17 protein-coding genes and 2 riboswitches are annotated in these 15917 nt (G+C 66.3%); of the genes, 14 read left to right on the top strand and 3 right to left on the bottom strand.

Annotated features, from left to right (window positions below; translation table 11 throughout):
* The first annotated feature begins 34 nt into the window (after nucleotides 1-34).
* The 12 genes from nirJ to ccmI are packed head-to-tail and all read left to right on the top strand — an operon-like array spanning nucleotide 35 to nucleotide 10267.
* Nucleotides 35-1228, top strand: a complete 1194-nt coding sequence (gene nirJ / locus CAL18_RS15240; protein WP_094818220.1) for a heme d1 biosynthesis radical SAM protein NirJ — start codon at nucleotides 35-37, stop codon at nucleotides 1226-1228.
* A 23-nt stretch (nucleotides 1229-1251) separates the two neighbouring features.
* Entirely contained in the window at nucleotides 1252-2118 is an 867-nt protein-coding gene (gene cobA, locus CAL18_RS15245; protein WP_038852108.1) for a uroporphyrinogen-III C-methyltransferase, read from the top strand.
* The gene (locus CAL18_RS15250; RefSeq protein WP_094818221.1) at nucleotides 2109-3593 is read left to right on the top strand and encodes a cytochrome D1 domain-containing protein; all 1485 of its coding nucleotides are present in this window, start codon (nucleotides 2109-2111) and stop codon (nucleotides 3591-3593) included. The genes cobA and CAL18_RS15250 overlap by 10 nt, the downstream gene beginning before the upstream one ends.
* 8 nt (nucleotides 3594-3601) lie before the next feature.
* On the top strand, nucleotides 3602-4270 hold the full coding sequence (gene ccmA, locus CAL18_RS15255) for a cytochrome c biogenesis heme-transporting ATPase CcmA (protein ID WP_094818222.1): 669 nt from the start codon (nucleotides 3602-3604) through the stop codon (nucleotides 4268-4270).
* Complete coding sequence (gene ccmB, locus CAL18_RS15260) at nucleotides 4267-4938, top strand: heme exporter protein CcmB (protein ID WP_026638865.1); 672 nt, start codon at nucleotides 4267-4269, stop codon at nucleotides 4936-4938. The genes ccmA and ccmB overlap by 4 nt, the downstream gene beginning before the upstream one ends.
* A gap of 46 nt (nucleotides 4939-4984) precedes the next feature.
* Nucleotides 4985-5737 (top strand): heme ABC transporter permease, encoded by a 753-nt coding sequence (locus CAL18_RS15265; RefSeq protein WP_026638866.1) that lies wholly within the window; start codon nucleotides 4985-4987, stop codon nucleotides 5735-5737.
* The gene (ccmD, locus tag CAL18_RS15270; RefSeq protein ID WP_197022076.1) at nucleotides 5737-5916 is read left to right on the top strand and encodes a heme exporter protein CcmD; all 180 of its coding nucleotides are present in this window, start codon (nucleotides 5737-5739) and stop codon (nucleotides 5914-5916) included. Before CAL18_RS15265 ends, ccmD begins: the two co-directional genes overlap by 1 nt.
* Nucleotides 5913-6404, top strand: a complete 492-nt coding sequence (ccmE, locus tag CAL18_RS15275) for a cytochrome c maturation protein CcmE (RefSeq protein WP_081745646.1) — start codon at nucleotides 5913-5915, stop codon at nucleotides 6402-6404. The genes ccmD and ccmE overlap by 4 nt, the downstream gene beginning before the upstream one ends.
* Nucleotides 6401-8380 carry a heme lyase CcmF/NrfE family subunit gene (locus CAL18_RS15280; protein WP_094818223.1) on the top strand — a complete coding sequence of 660 codons (1980 nt, stop codon included), beginning with the start codon at nucleotides 6401-6403 and terminating at the stop codon, nucleotides 8378-8380. The genes ccmE and CAL18_RS15280 overlap by 4 nt, the downstream gene beginning before the upstream one ends.
* The gene (locus tag CAL18_RS15285; protein ID WP_026638869.1) at nucleotides 8377-8916 is read left to right on the top strand and encodes a DsbE family thiol:disulfide interchange protein; all 540 of its coding nucleotides are present in this window, start codon (nucleotides 8377-8379) and stop codon (nucleotides 8914-8916) included. The genes CAL18_RS15280 and CAL18_RS15285 overlap by 4 nt, the downstream gene beginning before the upstream one ends.
* Complete coding sequence (locus CAL18_RS15290; RefSeq protein ID WP_026638870.1) at nucleotides 8913-9404, top strand: cytochrome c-type biogenesis protein; 492 nt, start codon at nucleotides 8913-8915, stop codon at nucleotides 9402-9404. The genes CAL18_RS15285 and CAL18_RS15290 overlap by 4 nt, the downstream gene beginning before the upstream one ends.
* Before the next feature lie 2 nt (nucleotides 9405-9406).
* A complete protein-coding gene (gene ccmI / locus CAL18_RS15295; RefSeq protein ID WP_170940369.1) occupies nucleotides 9407-10267 on the top strand; it encodes a c-type cytochrome biogenesis protein CcmI in 861 nt (286 codons plus the stop codon).
* Nucleotides 10268-10297: 30 nt separating this feature from the next.
* On the opposite strand, the gene gcvP is transcribed toward ccmI, so the two are convergent.
* From gcvP to gcvT, 3 genes are all read right to left on the bottom strand, one after another.
* Complete coding sequence (gene gcvP / locus CAL18_RS15300) at nucleotides 10298-13171, bottom strand: aminomethyl-transferring glycine dehydrogenase (RefSeq protein WP_094818225.1); 2874 nt, start codon at nucleotides 13169-13171, stop codon at nucleotides 10298-10300.
* Nucleotides 13172-13237: 66 nt separating this feature from the next.
* Nucleotides 13238-13615 (bottom strand): glycine cleavage system protein GcvH, encoded by a 378-nt coding sequence (gcvH, locus tag CAL18_RS15305; RefSeq protein ID WP_026638872.1) that lies wholly within the window; start codon nucleotides 13613-13615, stop codon nucleotides 13238-13240.
* Between the two features lie 63 nt (nucleotides 13616-13678).
* Nucleotides 13679-14779: a glycine cleavage system aminomethyltransferase GcvT gene (gcvT, locus tag CAL18_RS15310; protein WP_094818226.1), complete on the bottom strand. Its 1101-nt coding sequence runs from the start codon at nucleotides 14777-14779 to the stop codon at nucleotides 13679-13681.
* 78 nt (nucleotides 14780-14857) lie between these two features.
* Nucleotides 14858-14977, bottom strand: a riboswitch (glycine riboswitch).
* Between the two features lie 27 nt (nucleotides 14978-15004).
* A riboswitch (glycine riboswitch) is annotated at nucleotides 15005-15102 on the bottom strand.
* A 217-nt stretch (nucleotides 15103-15319) separates the two neighbouring features.
* Here gcvT and CAL18_RS20050 point away from each other — a divergent pair.
* On the top strand, nucleotides 15320-15583 hold the full coding sequence (locus CAL18_RS20050) for a 4Fe-4S binding protein (protein WP_432759144.1): 264 nt from the start codon (nucleotides 15320-15322) through the stop codon (nucleotides 15581-15583).
* The gene (locus CAL18_RS15320) at nucleotides 15580-15858 is read left to right on the top strand and encodes a chaperone NapD (protein WP_094818227.1); all 279 of its coding nucleotides are present in this window, start codon (nucleotides 15580-15582) and stop codon (nucleotides 15856-15858) included. The genes CAL18_RS20050 and CAL18_RS15320 overlap by 4 nt, the downstream gene beginning before the upstream one ends.
* Nucleotides 15859-15917 lie beyond the last annotated feature (59 nt).

Genomic DNA, 15917 nt, shown 5'->3' on the forward strand with positions numbered 1-15917 from the left:
CGGCCCAGACGCCCTGGCCTAGCCCGAGAACCCGATGTTGAGAATCAGCCATTACCTGCGCGCCCTTGCCCGGCCCGATGCCGTGCCCCAGCCGGGTTCTACTGCACCGCGCAGCGCGCGGCCCCCGGTCGTCATCTGGAATCTGCTGCGCCGCTGCAACCTCACCTGCAAGCACTGCTATGCCACATCGGCCGACAGCCCGTTTCGCGACGAGCTCGACACCAACGAGGCCTTGCGCGTCATCGACGACCTGCACGCGGCCGGCGTGCGGGTACTCATTCTGTCGGGTGGCGAGCCGCTGCTGCGCCCAGATCTTTTCCAGCTGGCGAACCATGCGCGGCAGCTCGGTTTCTTTGTTGCACTGTCCACCAACGGCACGCTCATCGGCAAGCACAACATCGGCCGAATTGCCGCCGCGCAGTTCGATTACCTGGGCATCAGCATCGACGGCCTGCAGGACGTGCACGATGCCTGGCGCCAGATGCCGGGCAGCTACGCGTGCGCCATGCAAGCTATCGCATTGTGCCGGCAGCATGGCATCCGTGTGGGCCTGCGCACCACGCTTACCCAGCAGAACTCGGCACAGCTGCCCGCCATACTCGACCTGATGCGGCAACACGACGTACAGAAGTTCTACCTGTCGCACCTCAACTACAGCGGGCGCGGCAAGCGCAGCAGCAAGTTCGACGCCACCCAGCAGGACACGCGCAAGATCATGCACATGCTTTTCGAGCGCGCCTGGTCCGACGTGGTGGCCGGCGCAGATACCGACTTTGTCACCGGCAACAACGACGCCGACGGCGTGCTGCTGCTGCAGTGGGTGCAAAGCCGCATGCCGCAACATGCCCGCCGCCTGCTGGCCATGCTGAGCGACTGGGGGGGCAACGCCTCGGGTACCGGCATAGCCAATATCGATAACCGAGGCGATGTCCACCCCGATACCTACTGGTGGCAGCACAGCGTGGGCAACGTGCGGCGGCTGTCGTTCCGCGAGATCTGGTTCGAGCGTCCCGCACCGCTGCTATTGCAGCTGCGGCAACGCCCACGCCCCGTAGGCGGACGTTGCGCACGCTGCCGTTGGCTGTCCATCTGCAACGGAAACACCCGTACCCGCGCCTGGGCGGCCGGCGATCTCTGGGGCGCCGACCCTGGGTGCTATCTCGGCGATGCCGAAATCGGCATGCCCGACGACGCAAGTGCCTCTTTGCCGACACCGTGCTCCGCCTGATGACCCTGCCTGTTCCCACTCCCATGACTGTTCCCGATAGCGTCCTGCCCCATCCCATTCCCGTACCGGTCGCCCTGCAACGCACGTTCCGGCCCGGCGAAGTCGCACTGGTGGGCGCCGGCCCCGGAGACCCTGGCTTACTGACAGTGGCCGGCTGGAGCCTGCTATGGCAGGCCGATGCGCTGGTCTATGACCGCCTGGTGAGCCAGGCCCTGCTGGACTTGCTGCCCACATCCTGTCGGCGATACTACGTAGGCAAGGCCAGCGGGCGCCATAGTCTGCCCCAGGGTGAAATCAACCAGCTGCTCGTTCGCCTGGCACGCCATGGCATGCGAGTGGTGCGCCTGAAGGGCGGCGACCCGTTCATATTCGGCCGTGGCGGCGAAGAACTCGACTTCCTGCTCAAGCACGGCGTCGATTGCCAACTGGTACCCGGCATCACCGCGGCGTCCGGCTGCACGGCCTACGCGGGCATACCGCTCACCTACCGCGGCCTGGCGCACTCGTGCCACTTCATCACCGGGCATGTACAACACAACGGAAAGCTCGACCTGCCCTGGCAGACCCTGGTAGATCCGGGCTGCACGCTGGTTTTCTACATGGGCCTGGGCAGCCTAGAAGAAATTTCCCGCGAACTCATCGCCGCTGGCCGGGCGGCCGATACCCCGGCCATGATGGTGTTCAACGGCACCCGACATGACCAGCGCACCCTGCGCGGGTCGCTGCGTACGCTGGGCGACATGGCTCGCCACCACCGGCTTGCCACGCCCACCCTTACCGTCATCGGCCAGGTGGTGGGTATGCTGGCCGACCGTTACGTAGAACATCCCAGCCGGATACGCGCCAACTTGCAGCCCACGCCGTCCAGCACGGAACCCTTATGCGGCTAGCCAGGTTCTTCGCCGTGCTGGGGCTGTTCCTGGCGTGCGTCCCCGCCATGGCCGACGATATTTCGCAGCTGTACCTGCTGCATTGTCAAAGCTGCCACGGCCCCGACCGTCTGGGCGGCACCGGCCCCGCCCTGCTGCCGGAAAGCCTCGCCCGCATCAAGCCCGCGGACGTCATCGACGCCATCCGAAATGGCCGGCCCGCCAGCCAGATGACGGGCTTCGGGTCGGTACTGGACGCCAGCCAGATCGAGGCGCTGGCCAACTACCTGCATCGGCCGACTGCGCGCCCCCCGGCCTGGACGGATGCCGACATACGCGCCAGTCACCGGCTGCTGGCCCACCCCGAACAGTTGCCCGCCACGCCGCAACACGGAGCCGATCCGCTGAATCTGTTCGTCGTCGTGGAAGCGGGCAATCATCACGTGGTCATCCTGGACGGCGACCGCTTCGAGCCGCTGGCGCGCTTCCCATCGCATTTCGCCCTGCATGGCGGCCCCAAGTTCTCTCCGGACGGCCGCTACGTCTACTTTGCGTCGCGAGACGGCTGGGTCAGTGTGTACGATCTGCACAACCTCACGATGATTGCAGAAACGCGCGCAGGCCTGAACACTCGCAACCTGGCGGTCAGCAGCGACGGGCGCTGGGTGCTGGTGGGCAACTACCTGCCCGGCGGGCTTGTATTGCTTGATGCCCGCGACCTGTCTTTCGTGAAGCGCATCGACACCCCGCTCGCCAATGGCGCGCCCTCGCGTGTCAGTGCCGTCTATACCGCACCGCCGCGGCAGAGCTTCATAGTGGCTCTGAAAGATGTCCAGGAAGTCTGGGAACTTTCCTATGGCGCGAACGCCGACTTCACTCCGCGTCGTCTTCCCGCCCAGGACTTCCTCGACGATTTTTCGTTTACACCCGACTACCGCCACTTGCTGGCCACATCGCGCAAAGCGCAGGGCGGCCAGGTCATCGACCTGGATACGGGTCGGGCCATCCGCGACATCGCGCTTCCGGGCATGCCGCACCTGGGCTCGGGCATCTACTGGCAGCGCGGTGACGACTGGGTTTTCGCCACGCCCAACATCAGCAAGGGGCTGATTTCCGTGCTCGACATGCGAACCTGGCAACTCATCAAGGAGATCCCCACCGAAGGGCCCGGCTTCTTCATGCGCAGTCATCGCAACTCGCGCTACGCCTGGACAGACGTGTTCTTCGGGCCCAACAACGACGCGGTGCATCTTATCGACAAACAAACGCTGGCCGTCGCCCATACCCTGCGGCCGATGCCAGGCAAGAATGCGGCGCACGTCGAATTCACGCGTGACGGCCGCCATCTGTTGCTGAGCGTCTGGGATCCCGACGGCGCGCTGATCGTCTACGACAGCCACACCCTGGACGAAATCAAGCGCATTCGCATGAACAAGCCTTCCGGCAAGTACAACGTAGGCAACAAAATCGCGTATGCCGAAGGCACGTCGCATTGAGCAGCGACATGTCCGGGCAATCCGATGTGCCTATCGAGCCGCGGACCCCGCCCGCGACGATTCTCACCGCGCAGCACCTGGGCTGTGTGCGCGGCGAACGCCGCCTGTTCGGCGGCGTGCGCCTGCAACTGAGCTGCGGCGACATGCTGCAGGTATGTGGGCCGAATGGCAGCGGCAAGACCAGCCTGCTGCGCATCCTGGCCGGGCTGTCTCGCCCCGACGCCGGACGCGTCCAGTGGCAAGCGCCGCATCCGCACTCAACGCGGGCCCCGCAGCCGCTCTGGATCGGGCACGCGCCGGGGGTCAACGGCTTGCTCACGGCCTGCGAGAACCTGGCTTGGCTGGCGGCGCTGCATGCATCGGCCACTCGCAGCGCGAGCATGCAGGCGCTCGCAAACGTCGGCTTATGCGGATTCGAAGACGTGCCGTGCCATGCCCTGTCTGCCGGCCAGCAACGCCGCGTCGCACTGGCTCGCCTGTACCTGCCGGGCGCTTCCCCTGCATGGATACTGGACGAGCCCTTCACCGCGCTCGATAACGACGGCATCGCGCAACTCGAGCGCCATCTGGCCGACCATTGCCGCCTTGGCGGTGTGGTGGTGCTGACCAGCCACCATCATCTTTCGCTCCGTCCTGCCACGTTCCGCGCGCTTGATCTCGGACAGTACGCCGCATGACCAAGGTACTTATCCTCTTATTCACTCGTGAGCTGAATTTGCTATGCCGCCAACCCGCGGAAATCGCCAACCCTCTTGTCTTCTACTGCCTGGTCATCGCCCTGGTTCCGTTGGCGGTGGGGCCGCAGAGCCAGCTACTTCTGCAAATGGCGCCGGGCATGCTATGGGTGGCGGCGCTATTGGCGGTGCTCTTGTCTTTGGACGGCCTGTTCCGCAGCGATTTCGACGACGGCTCGCTGGAGCAATGGCTGTTGTCACCGCACCCGTTGCCGCTGCTCGCGGCGGTCAAGGTCCTGGCGCACTGGCTATGCACCGGCCTTGCCCTGGTCGTGCTGGCACCGGTCCTGGCGGTGATGCTCGGCATTCCGGCGGCCAGCCTGCCCGTACTGATGCTGTCCCTGTTGCTGGGCACGCCGGTACTGTGCCTGCTGGGCGCGGTGGGCGCCGCGCTGACAATGGCGCTGCGGCGCGGAGGCTTGCTGCTGGCCTTGCTGATACTGCCGCTGTACATCCCCGTGCTGATTCTTGGCAGCGGCGCGGTACAGGCGGCAGTGCTGGGGCTGCCCGCATCGGGCTATCTGCTCTGGCTGGGCAGCCTCGCGGCGCTGGCCATCACGCTGGCGCCGTTTGCCATCGCGGCCGCGCTGACGATCAGCGTACGCGGATGACGGCAATGCGCCGGCGCGAAGCGACTTTGCACCACGGACGGCGCCCATGACTCGCCGCAATATACATCGGTGGATCTCGCCCAGGTGGTTCTACACCATGAGCGGGCGCTTGCAGCCCTGGCTCGCCCTGGCCAGTGCCGTACTGATCGCAGCCGGACTGGGCTGGGGGCTGGCCTTTGCGCCCCCGGACTACCAACAGGGCCATAGCTTCCGCATTATCTATGTGCACGTGCCGGCTGCGCTGCTGGCACAGTCCATCTACATCATGCTGGCAGCCGCGGGCGCGGCAAGCCTCGTATGGAAAGTAAAGCTGGCCGATGTAGCCCTGCAGCAGGCCGCGCCTGTAGGCGCCTGGATGACCCTGGCCGCGCTGGCCACCGGATCGCTGTGGGGCAAGCCGACGTGGGGCGCTTACTGGGTATGGGACGCGCGCCTGACATCGATGTTGATCCTGCTGTTCCTGTACCTGGGAATCATCGCACTCGGGCAGTCCGTTCACAACCGCCAGAGCGCGGCACGGGCTTGCGCGTTACTGGCCGTGGTAGGCGTGGTCAACCTGCCCATCATCAAGTATTCGGTAGTGTGGTGGAACACGCTGCACCAGCCGGCCACATTCGCGCTTACCGAAAAACCCGCGATGCCGCCACAGATGTGGCTGCCCCTGGCGCTCGCCGTCCTGGGCTTTTATTGCTTTGCCGCCGCGGTGCTGCTGTTTCGCATGCGGCTGGAAGTTATCCGGCGCGACGCCAGCGCGCGTTGGGCCAGCGGCGAAATACGTCGCCTGATAAAGAGACGGTGATGATCGCCTTTTCCAGCATCGAAGATTTTCTGGCCATGGGCGGCCACGGCGCCTACGTGTGGGCCTCTTACGGAATCGCCGTGGCATCGCTGGGTTGGAATGCCGTGCACCCTCTGCTTCAACGCCGCCGCTTCCTGCGCCTTCAAAAACGCCGCGCACTTGGCGAGGCCACACCATGACGTCACCACGCACCAGGCGACTGGCCATGCTGGTCGTACTTGTCTGCGGTGCTGCGGCGGCCATTGCACTGGCCCTGGCGGCCTTGCAGCAGAACATCAATCTGTTTTATTCGCCCAGCCAGATAGCGGCGCAGGAAGCTCCGCAACGCGCCCGCATCCGCGTGGGCGGGCTGGTACAGGCCGGCTCGGTGCAGCGATCGCCAGACAGCCTGGCCGTGCAGTTCGGCATTACGGATGGCGCGCATCAGGTGCCCGTGCGCTTCCAGGGGATTCTTCCGGACTTGTTCCGCGAAAACCAGGGCATCGTGGCGCTGGGCTCGCTCGACGAGTCCGGCACGCTGCATGCCGACGAGGTGCTCGCCAAGCACGACGAGAACTACATGCCGCCCGAGGCCGCGCACGCGTTGGCGACGTCCGCCGCGGCGGGCGCCCGCCCGCCGTTGCCTGCCACACCCGACGACACGCCGAAAGCGGAGCCGCGCCGATGATCCCCGAGCTTGGCGTGCTGTCGCTCGGCCTGGCCCTTGGCCTGGCAGCGGTGCAGGCTAGCCTGCCCTTGGCTGGGGCGCGCCTGAACGCGCCACGCTGGATGGCGCTGGCAGGGCCGGCAGCCTGGGGGCAATTTGTGTTCCTGACCGCCGCTTTCGCCATACTGGCCCATGCCTTCCTGAGCGACGACTTCTCGGTAGCCTACGTGGCCCGCAATTCCAACAGTGCGCTGCCCTGGTACTACAAGCTGAGCGCGGTCTGGGGCGCGCACGAGGGTTCGCTTCTGCTTTGGGCATGGATGCTGGCAGCATGGACCTGCGCGGTATGCATGGGTTCCCGCAAATTGCCGCGCACGCTGCGCGCGCGCGTAATCGCGGTAATGGGCATGATCAGCGTGGGCTTCGTGCTGTTCCTCATTGCCACGTCCAACCCGTTCGAGCGCTTGCTGCCGGAAGCCCCCGCCGACGGCAACGACCTGAACCCCTTGCTGCAAGACCTCGGCCTTATCTTCCATCCGCCCATGCTGTACATGGGATATGTCGGGTTCTCCGTGGCTTTCGCTTTCGCCATCGGTGCGCTGCTCGACGGCCACATCGACGCCGCGTGGGCGCGCTGGTGCCGGCCCTGGACGCTGGTGGCCTGGGCATTCCTGGGATCGGGCATCGCGCTGGGCTCGTGGTGGGCCTACTATGAACTTGGCTGGGGTAGCTGGTGGTTCTGGGATCCGGTGGAAAACGCATCATTCATGCCCTGGCTGGTGGGCACGGCGCTGATCCATTCGTTGGCCGCCACCGAAAAGCGTGGCGTATTCAAAAGCTGGACAGTGCTTCTGGCCATTGCGGCGTTCTCTTTGAGCCTGCTGGGCACGTTCCTGGTGCGCTCCGGTGTGCTGACTTCGGTGCATGCATTCGCTACCGACCCGACCCGCGGCGTGTTCATTCTTTGTTTCCTGCTGCTGGTGGTGGGCGGATCGCTGGCGCTGTATGCATTGCGTGCGCCCGCAATATCCGGCCGCGTGCCGTTTTCCGCGCTGTCGCGCGAAACGCTGCTGCTGGTGAACAACCTTCTGCTGTCCGTGGCTGCGGCCATGATCCTGCTGGGCACCCTGTACCCGCTGCTGCTGGACGCGCTTTCCGGCGCCAAACTGTCGGTGGGGCCGCCTTATTTCAATACCTTGTTCGTGCCCTTGATGGCGGTGCTGATGGTCGCAACCTCTTTGGGCGTGGTGGCGCGATGGAAGCACACGCAGGGCAAGTGGATGATCAGGATGCTGTGGCCGTCGCTGATGGTGTGCCTGATACTCGCAGCAGGAGCAGCCGCCCTTGCTCCCTCGTCGCCCTGGGCGGTGGGCGGGGTGTGCCTGTTGGCCGCCTTCATTATGGTTGGCGGCTTGCGCGACATCGCCGACAAATGCCGCCACCTGAGGCCCGCCCTATGGCTGTCGCGAGGCCTGCCTGCGCTGGGGCGCTCTTATTGGGGCATGCAGTTGGCCCATGCAGGGCTGGCCGTATGTGCGCTGGGCGTCGTGCTCAACAGCGTGGGCAACATCGAACGCGACCTGCGCATGGGGCCCGGCGACGCCATCGAGCTGGGCGGCTACCGTTTTGCATTCGAAGGCACGGCGCAGCACATCGGCCCCAACTACACGGCCGAGCGCGGCCAGGTAAGCGTATGGCGGGGCGACCGACCCGTAGCCGTGCTGCATCCGGAAAAGCGCGTGTATCACGTGCAACAGGCGCCCATGACCGAGGCCGGCATCCAGGCAGGCTTGACTCGCGACCTGTTCGTCGCCCTGGGCGAGCCGCTGGGCGGCGGGGCCTGGGCGGTGCGCGTGCATATCAAGCCATTCGTGCGCTGGATCTGGATAGGCGCGCTCATGATGGCGCTGGGCGCCCTCGTGGCCGCCGCCGACCGCCGTTACCGCCGCCCGCCCCGACACCCGGCGGCCGCCCATACTTTGGCGCAAGTTCCATGAAAAACCTGCTGCGCATACTGCCGCTGATCCTGTTCCTGGCAGTTGCCGTGCTGCTGTACCGCGGCTTGTATCTCGACCCCACGCGCCTTCCGTCGGCGCTGGTGGGCAAGCCGTTTCCCGAATTCGCACTGCCTGCGCTGGACGAACCCGCGCGGCGGCTGACCCGGGCCGACATCCTGGGCCGCCCGGCGCTGGTGAACGTGTGGGCTACGTGGTGCCCGTCATGCCGCCAGGAACACCCGGTGCTGAACCGGCTGGCGCAGGCCGGGGTTGTCATCCATGGCGTGAACTACAAAGACGACCGATCGACGGCGCAGCGCTGGCTGCGCACCCTGCACGACCCGTATCGGCTGAACATAGAAGACGCCGCCGGCACATTGGGGTTGGACCTGGGCGTATACGGCGCCCCGGAAACGTTTGTTATCGACGCCCAGGGCGTAGTGCGCGACAAGTACGTCGGCGTCATCGACGATGCCGTGTGGCGCGAGCGACTTGAGCCGCTATACACGGCCCTGCTCGAAGAGGCGCGCCCATGAAGGCCTGGCTTGCCGCGATGATCATGGGCCTGGCGCTGTCGAGCATGGCACTGTCGGGCACGGCACTGGCCGCGATCGAGGCGCACGAGTTCGCCAGCGACGCCGAGCTTGCGCGGTACCGGCACCTGGCCGACATTCTGCGCTGCCCGAAGTGCCAGAACCAGAATATCGCCGAATCGAACTCGCCGATCGCGGCCGATCTGCGCGCCGAAGTTCGCCGCATGCTGGCCGCCGGCCACACCGACCAACAGATCGTCCAGTTCATGGTCGAACGCTATGGCGATTTTGTGCTGTACCAGCCGCCGTTCGACGTGCGGACAATCTTGCTGTGGCTGGGGCCTGCCGGCCTGTTGATGGGGGGTGCGGTGATGCTGGGCAGCCGGGTAGCGCGAGCGCGACGCGCCCGAAGCGCCGCCTTGCCGCTGACAGAAACCGAATGCCAACGGCTGGCCCAGCTATTGCGTTCCACCGACACCCGCCGGAAATGATCATGGTCGAATTCTGGCTGCCCGCCGCCTTGCTGTTGGTCGTGGCCATGGCATTCCTGGCCGTGCCGCTGTTGCGCTCCCCGGATGCGTGTCCGGACCACGACCGCACGGCCCACAACGTGACGTTGTACCGGGAACGCCTGCGCGAACTGCAAGCGCAGCATCAAGCCGGCAGGCTGGACACCGAACAGTTCGAGGCGGCGCGCGCCGACACTGCGCGCCTGCTCCTGAACGACACAGACACTCGCCCCGTGCCCGCGATGCGCCGCAAACCGGGCTTGGCTGTCGCATGGGCTGCGGCATTGCTCGTGCCCCTGTGCGGCGCGGCGGCGTATGTACAGTGGGGGTCGCTCGACCAGGTGGTGCAGGCCCGCGCATGGCAGGGCCGGCCAGCCGGTCATGCAGAAAGCCTGGACACCATCACGGCGCGCCTGCACGCCAGGCTGCAGGCCCGTCCGGATTCCGCCGACACCTGGTATTTGCTGGGACTTACCTATGTGGCGCACGGCCGCCATGCCGACGCGGCACAGGCCTTTGAACGCACTGCGTCCCTGGCGCAGCGGCCGCCCGAAGTGCTGGGGCAATGGGCGCAGGCGCTGTACTTCGCGGCGGATGAGCAATGGTCGGATACGCAGCAGGCGCTTATCGATGAAGCGCTGGCGCGCGACCCCGCCGAAGCCACCAGCCTGACGCTCGCGGGCATGCACGCCTTCGAACAGGCCCGCTATGCGGACGCGGCTGCTTACTGGGAACGCCTGGCTGCCGCACTACCGCCTGACGATTCCGGCCATGCCACCATCAGCGATGGCATAGCACGCGCCCGTGCGCTGGCTGCGGCAGCAAACGGGCAAGCCGCGCCGTAAGCCTGCGGCGACGGCCATGCCCGGCCCGCATCAGGCATAGGCCTCGACGGGCAGGCAGGCGCAAACCAGGTTGCGGTCGCCGTACGCGTTATCCACGCGCGCAACCGGCGGCCAATACTTGGCCTCGCGCAGCGACGCCACCGGATACGCCGCCTGCTGACGCGGGTAATCGTGCAACCACTCTTCAGCCAGCAGCATCTGGGCCGTATGAGGGGCGTTCTTGAGCACGTTGTCGTCGCGATCACGTTCGCCGCGCTCTATCTGCGCGATTTCTTCGCGGATCGAGATCATTGCGTCGATAAAGCGGTCGAGCTCGGCCAGGCCCTCGGACTCGGTGGGTTCTACCATCAGCGTGCCCGCAACCGGGAAGCTCATGGTGGGAGCGTGAAAGCCATAGTCCATCAGCCGCTTGGCGATGTCTTCGGCGCTGATGCCGCTGGTTTCCTTCAAGGGGCGCACGTCCAGAATGCATTCGTGCGCAACGCGGCCGTTGCGGCCCGAGTACAGTACCGGGTAGTGGCCGCTAAGGCGCGCGGCAACATAGTTGGCGTTCAGGATGGCCACCTCGGTGGCGCGGCGCAGACCGTCGGCGCCCATCAGCGCGATATAGGCATACGAAATGGGCAGGATGCCGGCCGAGCCAAAGGGCGCCGCCGACACCGGACCCACCAGGCTTTCGGCATCGGGCTTGCCTTGCGCGTTCAGCACGCCGGGCAGGAAGGGAGCAAGATGCGAACGCACCGCCACCGGGCCCACGCCGGGCCCGCCCCCGCCGTGCGGAATGCAGAACGTCTTGTGCAGATTCAGGTGCGACACATCGGAGCCGAACTGCCCCGGCTGCGCCACGCCCACCATGGCGTTCATGTTCGCGCCGTCCAGGTACACCTGCCCGCCTGCCTCGTGCACCAGCTCGCAGATCTGGGTAATGGATTCTTCGAACACGCCGTGCGTGGACGGATACGTGATCATCAGGGCGGCAAGCCTGTCGCCGACCTGCTCCAGCTTGGCCCGCAGATCGGTGATATCGACGTTGCCGTTGGCATCGGAGGCGACCACCACCACGTCCATGCCCGCCAGCTGGGCGGAAGCCGGGTTGGTGCCGTGCGCCGACGCCGGAATCAGGCAGACGTTGCGCTGCGACTGGCCATTGGCGCGATGGTAGCCGCGGATAGCCAGCAAGCCCGCATATTCGCCCTGCGCGCCGGAATTGGGCTGCAGGCTGATGCTGTCGTAGCCGGTGATTTCGCACAGCGCGCCGGACAGGCGCTCGATCAGTTCGCGGTAGCCGGCGGTTTGTTCGGCCGGCGCAAACGGGTGGACCAGGGCGAACTCGGGCCAGGTGATGGGTATCATCTCCGCGGTGGCGTTGAGTTTCATGGTGCACGACCCCAGGGGGATCATGGTGCGGTCAAGTGCCAGGTCTTTGTCGGACAGCTTGCGCAGATAGCGCAGCATGTCGGTTTCGGACTGCACGCTGGAAAACACCGGGTGCGCCAGGATGGCGCCTTGGCGGCGCAGCGACGCCGGAATACCGCCCGGCGCCGCGGAATCCTGTGCTGCGGCATCGACCGGCAGCTCATCTTTTTGCAGCCCGGCCGCGAACACGTTGACCAGCGCCTGCAGATCCGCGGCGGTTACCGTTTCGTCCAGTGACACGGCCAACCGCGCCCCATCGACCCGGCGCAGATTGATGCGCTCGCACTCGGCCGCCTGCAGGATGGCGGGCGTGGCGGGCCCGGTTTCCAGCAGCAGGGTGTCAAAGAATGTGTCGTTTACCACCTTGATGCCCAGTTGGCCCAAGGCGGCGCGCAATGCGGCCGTATAACGGTGCACGCGCGTTGCGATGCGGCGGATGCCCTCGGGCCCGTGCCACACCGCATAAAGCCCGGCCATGACAGCCAGCAGCACCTGCGCAGTGCAGATATTGGAGGTGGCCTTTTCGCGGCGGATATGCTGTTCGCGCGTCTGCAGCGCCAGGCGCAGCGCCGGATTGCCCTGCGCGTCTTTGGACACGCCCACGAGCCGGCCCGGCATGTTGCGCTTGTAGGCGTCTTTGCAGGCCATGAAGCCGGCGTGCGGACCGCCATAGCCAAACGGTACGCCAAAGCGCTGCGACGATCCGACCGCAATGTCGGCGCCCCATGCACCCGGCGGCTCGAGCAGCGCCAGCGCCAGCAGGTCGGTTGCGCACGCCACGACGGCACCCTGCGCATGCGCGGCCTCGGCCAGCGCACGGTAGTCGGCCAGCCCGCCCAGGCTGTGCGGGTACTGCAACAGCACACCGAAACACTCGGGCAGCCCCTGGGCCTCGTCGCCGACGACGATCTCGATGCCCAACCCTTCTGCACGGGTGCGCACCACTTCGATCGTCTGGGGATGGCAGTGCCGGGACACGAAAAACACCGGGCTGGCTGACCTGGACCCGCGCCGGGCCAGCGTCATGGCTTCGGCGGCAGCCGTGCCCTCGTCGAGCAACGACGCGTTGGAAATATCCAGGCCGGTCAGGTCGGCGACCATGGTCTGGTAATTGAGCAACGCCTCGAGGCGGCCTTGGGAGATCTCGGGCTGGTAGGGCGTATAGGCCGTGTACCAGGCGGGATTCTCAAGGACATTGCGCAGCACCACGTTGGGTGTGTGCGTGCCGTAGTACCCCTGTCCGATGTAATTCCGATAGATGCGGTTGCGGCCCGCGATGGCCTTGAGCTCGGCCAGCACGTCGGGTTCGCTGCGCGACGCCGGCAGGGCCAGCGGCGCCTGGCTGCGGATGGCCGGCGGCACGACTTCCTGGAGCAACGCGTCGAGGCTGTCGCAGCCGACTGCGGCAAGCATCTTCTGCTGCTCAGCGTCGGACGGGCCAATATGGCGGGCAATAAAATCGGTATGGGGGTCTAGGGCGCGCGACATGAAGGAAATCTCGGGTACGGGAAAATAACCGCGCAGGCGATCACGCCCGCGCGGCCTGGGGCGAAGTCAGCCGTTGGCGATCGCTTCGTAGCCAGCGGCGTCGAGCAGCTTGTCGACATCGGCGGCGTCGTCCGGCTTGATCTTGAAGATCCAGGTGTCGAATGCCGACTCGTTGATCAGGTTGGGCGTGCTTTCGAGTTCTTCGTTGAAAGCCACGATTTCGCCCGCAACGGGGGCATAGATGTCGGATGCGGCCTTGACCGATTCGACCACGCCGGCGGTGTCGCCGGCCTTCAGCTTGGCGCCGACGGCGACATCACCGACGAAAACCAGGTCGCCCAGTTGTTCCTGGGCGTTATCGGTGATGCCGACGACGAAGACGTCGCCCTCGGCTTTGACCCATTCGTGGGACTCGGTGTATTTGCGGTCGGTGGGCAGGCTCATGAAAGCTCCTTGGATAGGAATTGCGCGCATGCGCCGGCACCCCTGCCGGCGCATGATGGCAGTTTACGGGTGTTCGACCGCCTTGCCATGGCGCACGAACGGCAATTTGCATACCAGGGCGGGAACCCGCTTGCCGCGAATATCGACTTCGACCGTCTGGCCGGCCTGCACGCCCAGCGGGACGCGCGCCAGGGCGATCGACACGCCCAGGGTGGGCGACATCGTGCCGCTGGTGATCTCGCCCTGGCCGAGCGGCGTGTAGACCGGCATGTGGGCGCGCATCACGCCGCGGTCTTGCAGTTTCAGGCCGACAAAGCCGCAGGGCGCGGCGAACTGTTCGAGCGCTTCGCGCCCCACGAATCGCCGGGCCGGGTCTTTCAAGGACACGGTCCAGGTCAGGCCGGCCTGGTCAGGCTGGGTGAGCTCGTCCATGTCCTGTCCGTACAGGTTCATGCCGGCTTCCAGGCGCAAGGTATCGCGCGCGCCCAGGCCGCACGGGCGCACGCCCTGCGCGGCCAGGTCGTTCCACAAAGCGGTGACCTGGGTGGCCGGAAGCACGATTTCAAACCCGTCTTCGCCGGTATATCCGGTGCGCGCGACCAGCGTGTCATCGTCGACCGGCGCGGCCACGAAGGGGGCAAGGCTTTCGGTGGCGGCCAGCCATGCGGGCCGGGCGGCCCACACCTTTGCCCGGGCGTTGGGCCCCTGCACCGCAACCATGGCCAGGTCGCGGCGGGCGGCAATGGTGACGTCGAACTTGCCGGCGGCGGCCACCCGCTGCATCCAGGCGATATCTTTGTCGGCCGTGCCGGCATTGACCACCGCCCGCCACTGTTCGACGGAGAAAAAGTAGACGATCAAGTCGTCGATGATGCCGCCCTGCGGGTTCAGCATGCAGGTATACAGGGCTTTGCCAGGCACGGTGAGGCGGTCGACATCATTGGCCACCAGGCGTCGCAGGTACGCCGCGGAATCCGGCCCCGATATATCGACGTTCAGCATGTGCGATACATCGAACATGCCTGCGTCGCGGCGCACGGCGTGATGCTCTTCGAGTTGCGACCCGTAGGCCAGCGGCATGTCCCAGCCACCGAAATCCACCATGCGGGCGCCGGCGGCGACATGGGTTTCGGCAAGCGGAGTGCGTTTCAGGGAGGCGGACATGGACAGACTCCGGTGCGGCGGCATCGCCAGGGTTACGGAATATGCCGGCCTGCCCGAGGGGCCCGGATCCGGCTGGATTTCCGCCCCTCTGTCCTTTTGCCTGAGAGTTGCCCCGCGCGTGATCCGCGGGTTTGCACCTTCGGCGCCTGGGCCACGCACGATCTTGCCGGCGCGCCAGGTCTCTCCAGAGTGCTGTTTCAGCCTGATGGCCGACAGGCCATGGGCTGATGCAGCGCGGTATGGGTTACCTGAGCGATTCCGGGCGAATTGCGCCTTCGGCGGCGGCAGTGGAGACCACGGCCGCTCTCTCCCGCGACTTGCATGACAGCGGCCTGAAGCATACATCGAAAGCCCGCCCCGGAAAAGCGGCTTTGCGGGGCCCGGCGCGAGCGGCGGCGGCGACGCCCGCGCGTGCCCATTGCGCCGCATCAATTCCCACTTATCCCGCTTGACTGCGGTCAAGGGGGCGGCGCCTGCCGTTTACCCATAATCCCTTACAGGTTTCAGGGGATTTCGGATATGGGATTCACGCGGCGCCAAATGCTGACCGGCACATCGACACGGGCAAGTGCCCGTCGCCCGCCGCCCGACAGCCCCTGGCGAGCCCATGCGGGGCCGGCCTGCCTGGCGTGGCGTGGCATCGAATGCCGGCTATGCGCCGAACGCTGCGATGCCGGCGCCATTGCCTTTGCCGCCCAGACACGCGGGCCCGCCCGCCCCGGCGTGGACGCATCGCGCTGCACGGGTTGCGGCGAATGCCTGCCGGCTTGCCCTGTCAACGCACTGGTGCCGGAGCCCGCATGAGAATCGTCAGTCTGGTGCTTCGCATCACCCCGGCCGGCCTGGCCGACGCGCGTGCGGCGCTGTCCGCCATCCCGGGCCTGCAGCTGCAGGCATGGGATGCCCCCACCGGCAAGCTCATCGTCACCATCGAAGATGGCCCGGCGCACAGCACGGCGGACTCGATTCTGGCCGCCCATAAGGTTCCGCAAGTTCTGTCGGCCACGCTGGTATACGAATACGGCGGCGACGAGCACGGGCCGCCCGGCTGCGGGCCACCCGCCTGCGGGCCGCCTTAATGCGGCTTCCCGATGCGGGCCCCGCGCCTGGGTCGCCCCTCCGCGGGTCGCCCTAGGCG

The organism is Bordetella genomosp. 7 (assembly GCF_002261415.1).
GTDB lineage: Bacteria > Pseudomonadota > Gammaproteobacteria > Burkholderiales > Burkholderiaceae_B > Bordetella_A.

Coding starts and splice junctions, on each gene's coding strand:
- nirJ (WP_094818220.1), top strand. CDS start 35: ATGTTGAGAATCAGCCATTACCTGCGCGCCCTTGCCCGGCCCGATGCC.
- cobA (WP_038852108.1), top strand. CDS start 1,252: ATGACTGTTCCCGATAGCGTCCTGCCCCATCCCATTCCCGTACCGGTC.
- CAL18_RS15250 (WP_094818221.1), top strand. CDS start 2,109: ATGCGGCTAGCCAGGTTCTTCGCCGTGCTGGGGCTGTTCCTGGCGTGC.
- ccmA (WP_094818222.1), top strand. CDS start 3,602: ATGTCCGGGCAATCCGATGTGCCTATCGAGCCGCGGACCCCGCCCGCG.
- ccmB (WP_026638865.1), top strand. CDS start 4,267: ATGACCAAGGTACTTATCCTCTTATTCACTCGTGAGCTGAATTTGCTA.
- CAL18_RS15265 (WP_026638866.1), top strand. CDS start 4,985: ATGACTCGCCGCAATATACATCGGTGGATCTCGCCCAGGTGGTTCTAC.
- ccmD (WP_197022076.1), top strand. CDS start 5,737: ATGATCGCCTTTTCCAGCATCGAAGATTTTCTGGCCATGGGCGGCCAC.
- ccmE (WP_081745646.1), top strand. CDS start 5,913: ATGACGTCACCACGCACCAGGCGACTGGCCATGCTGGTCGTACTTGTC.
- CAL18_RS15280 (WP_094818223.1), top strand. CDS start 6,401: ATGATCCCCGAGCTTGGCGTGCTGTCGCTCGGCCTGGCCCTTGGCCTG.
- CAL18_RS15285 (WP_026638869.1), top strand. CDS start 8,377: ATGAAAAACCTGCTGCGCATACTGCCGCTGATCCTGTTCCTGGCAGTT.
- CAL18_RS15290 (WP_026638870.1), top strand. CDS start 8,913: ATGAAGGCCTGGCTTGCCGCGATGATCATGGGCCTGGCGCTGTCGAGC.
- ccmI (WP_170940369.1), top strand. CDS start 9,407: ATGGTCGAATTCTGGCTGCCCGCCGCCTTGCTGTTGGTCGTGGCCATG.
- gcvP (WP_094818225.1), bottom strand. CDS start 13,171: ATGTCGCGCGCCCTAGACCCCCATACCGATTTTATTGCCCGCCATATT.
- gcvH (WP_026638872.1), bottom strand. CDS start 13,615: ATGAGCCTGCCCACCGACCGCAAATACACCGAGTCCCACGAATGGGTC.
- gcvT (WP_094818226.1), bottom strand. CDS start 14,779: ATGTCCGCCTCCCTGAAACGCACTCCGCTTGCCGAAACCCATGTCGCC.
- CAL18_RS20050 (WP_432759144.1), top strand. CDS start 15,320: ATGCTGACCGGCACATCGACACGGGCAAGTGCCCGTCGCCCGCCGCCC.
- CAL18_RS15320 (WP_094818227.1), top strand. CDS start 15,580: ATGAGAATCGTCAGTCTGGTGCTTCGCATCACCCCGGCCGGCCTGGCC.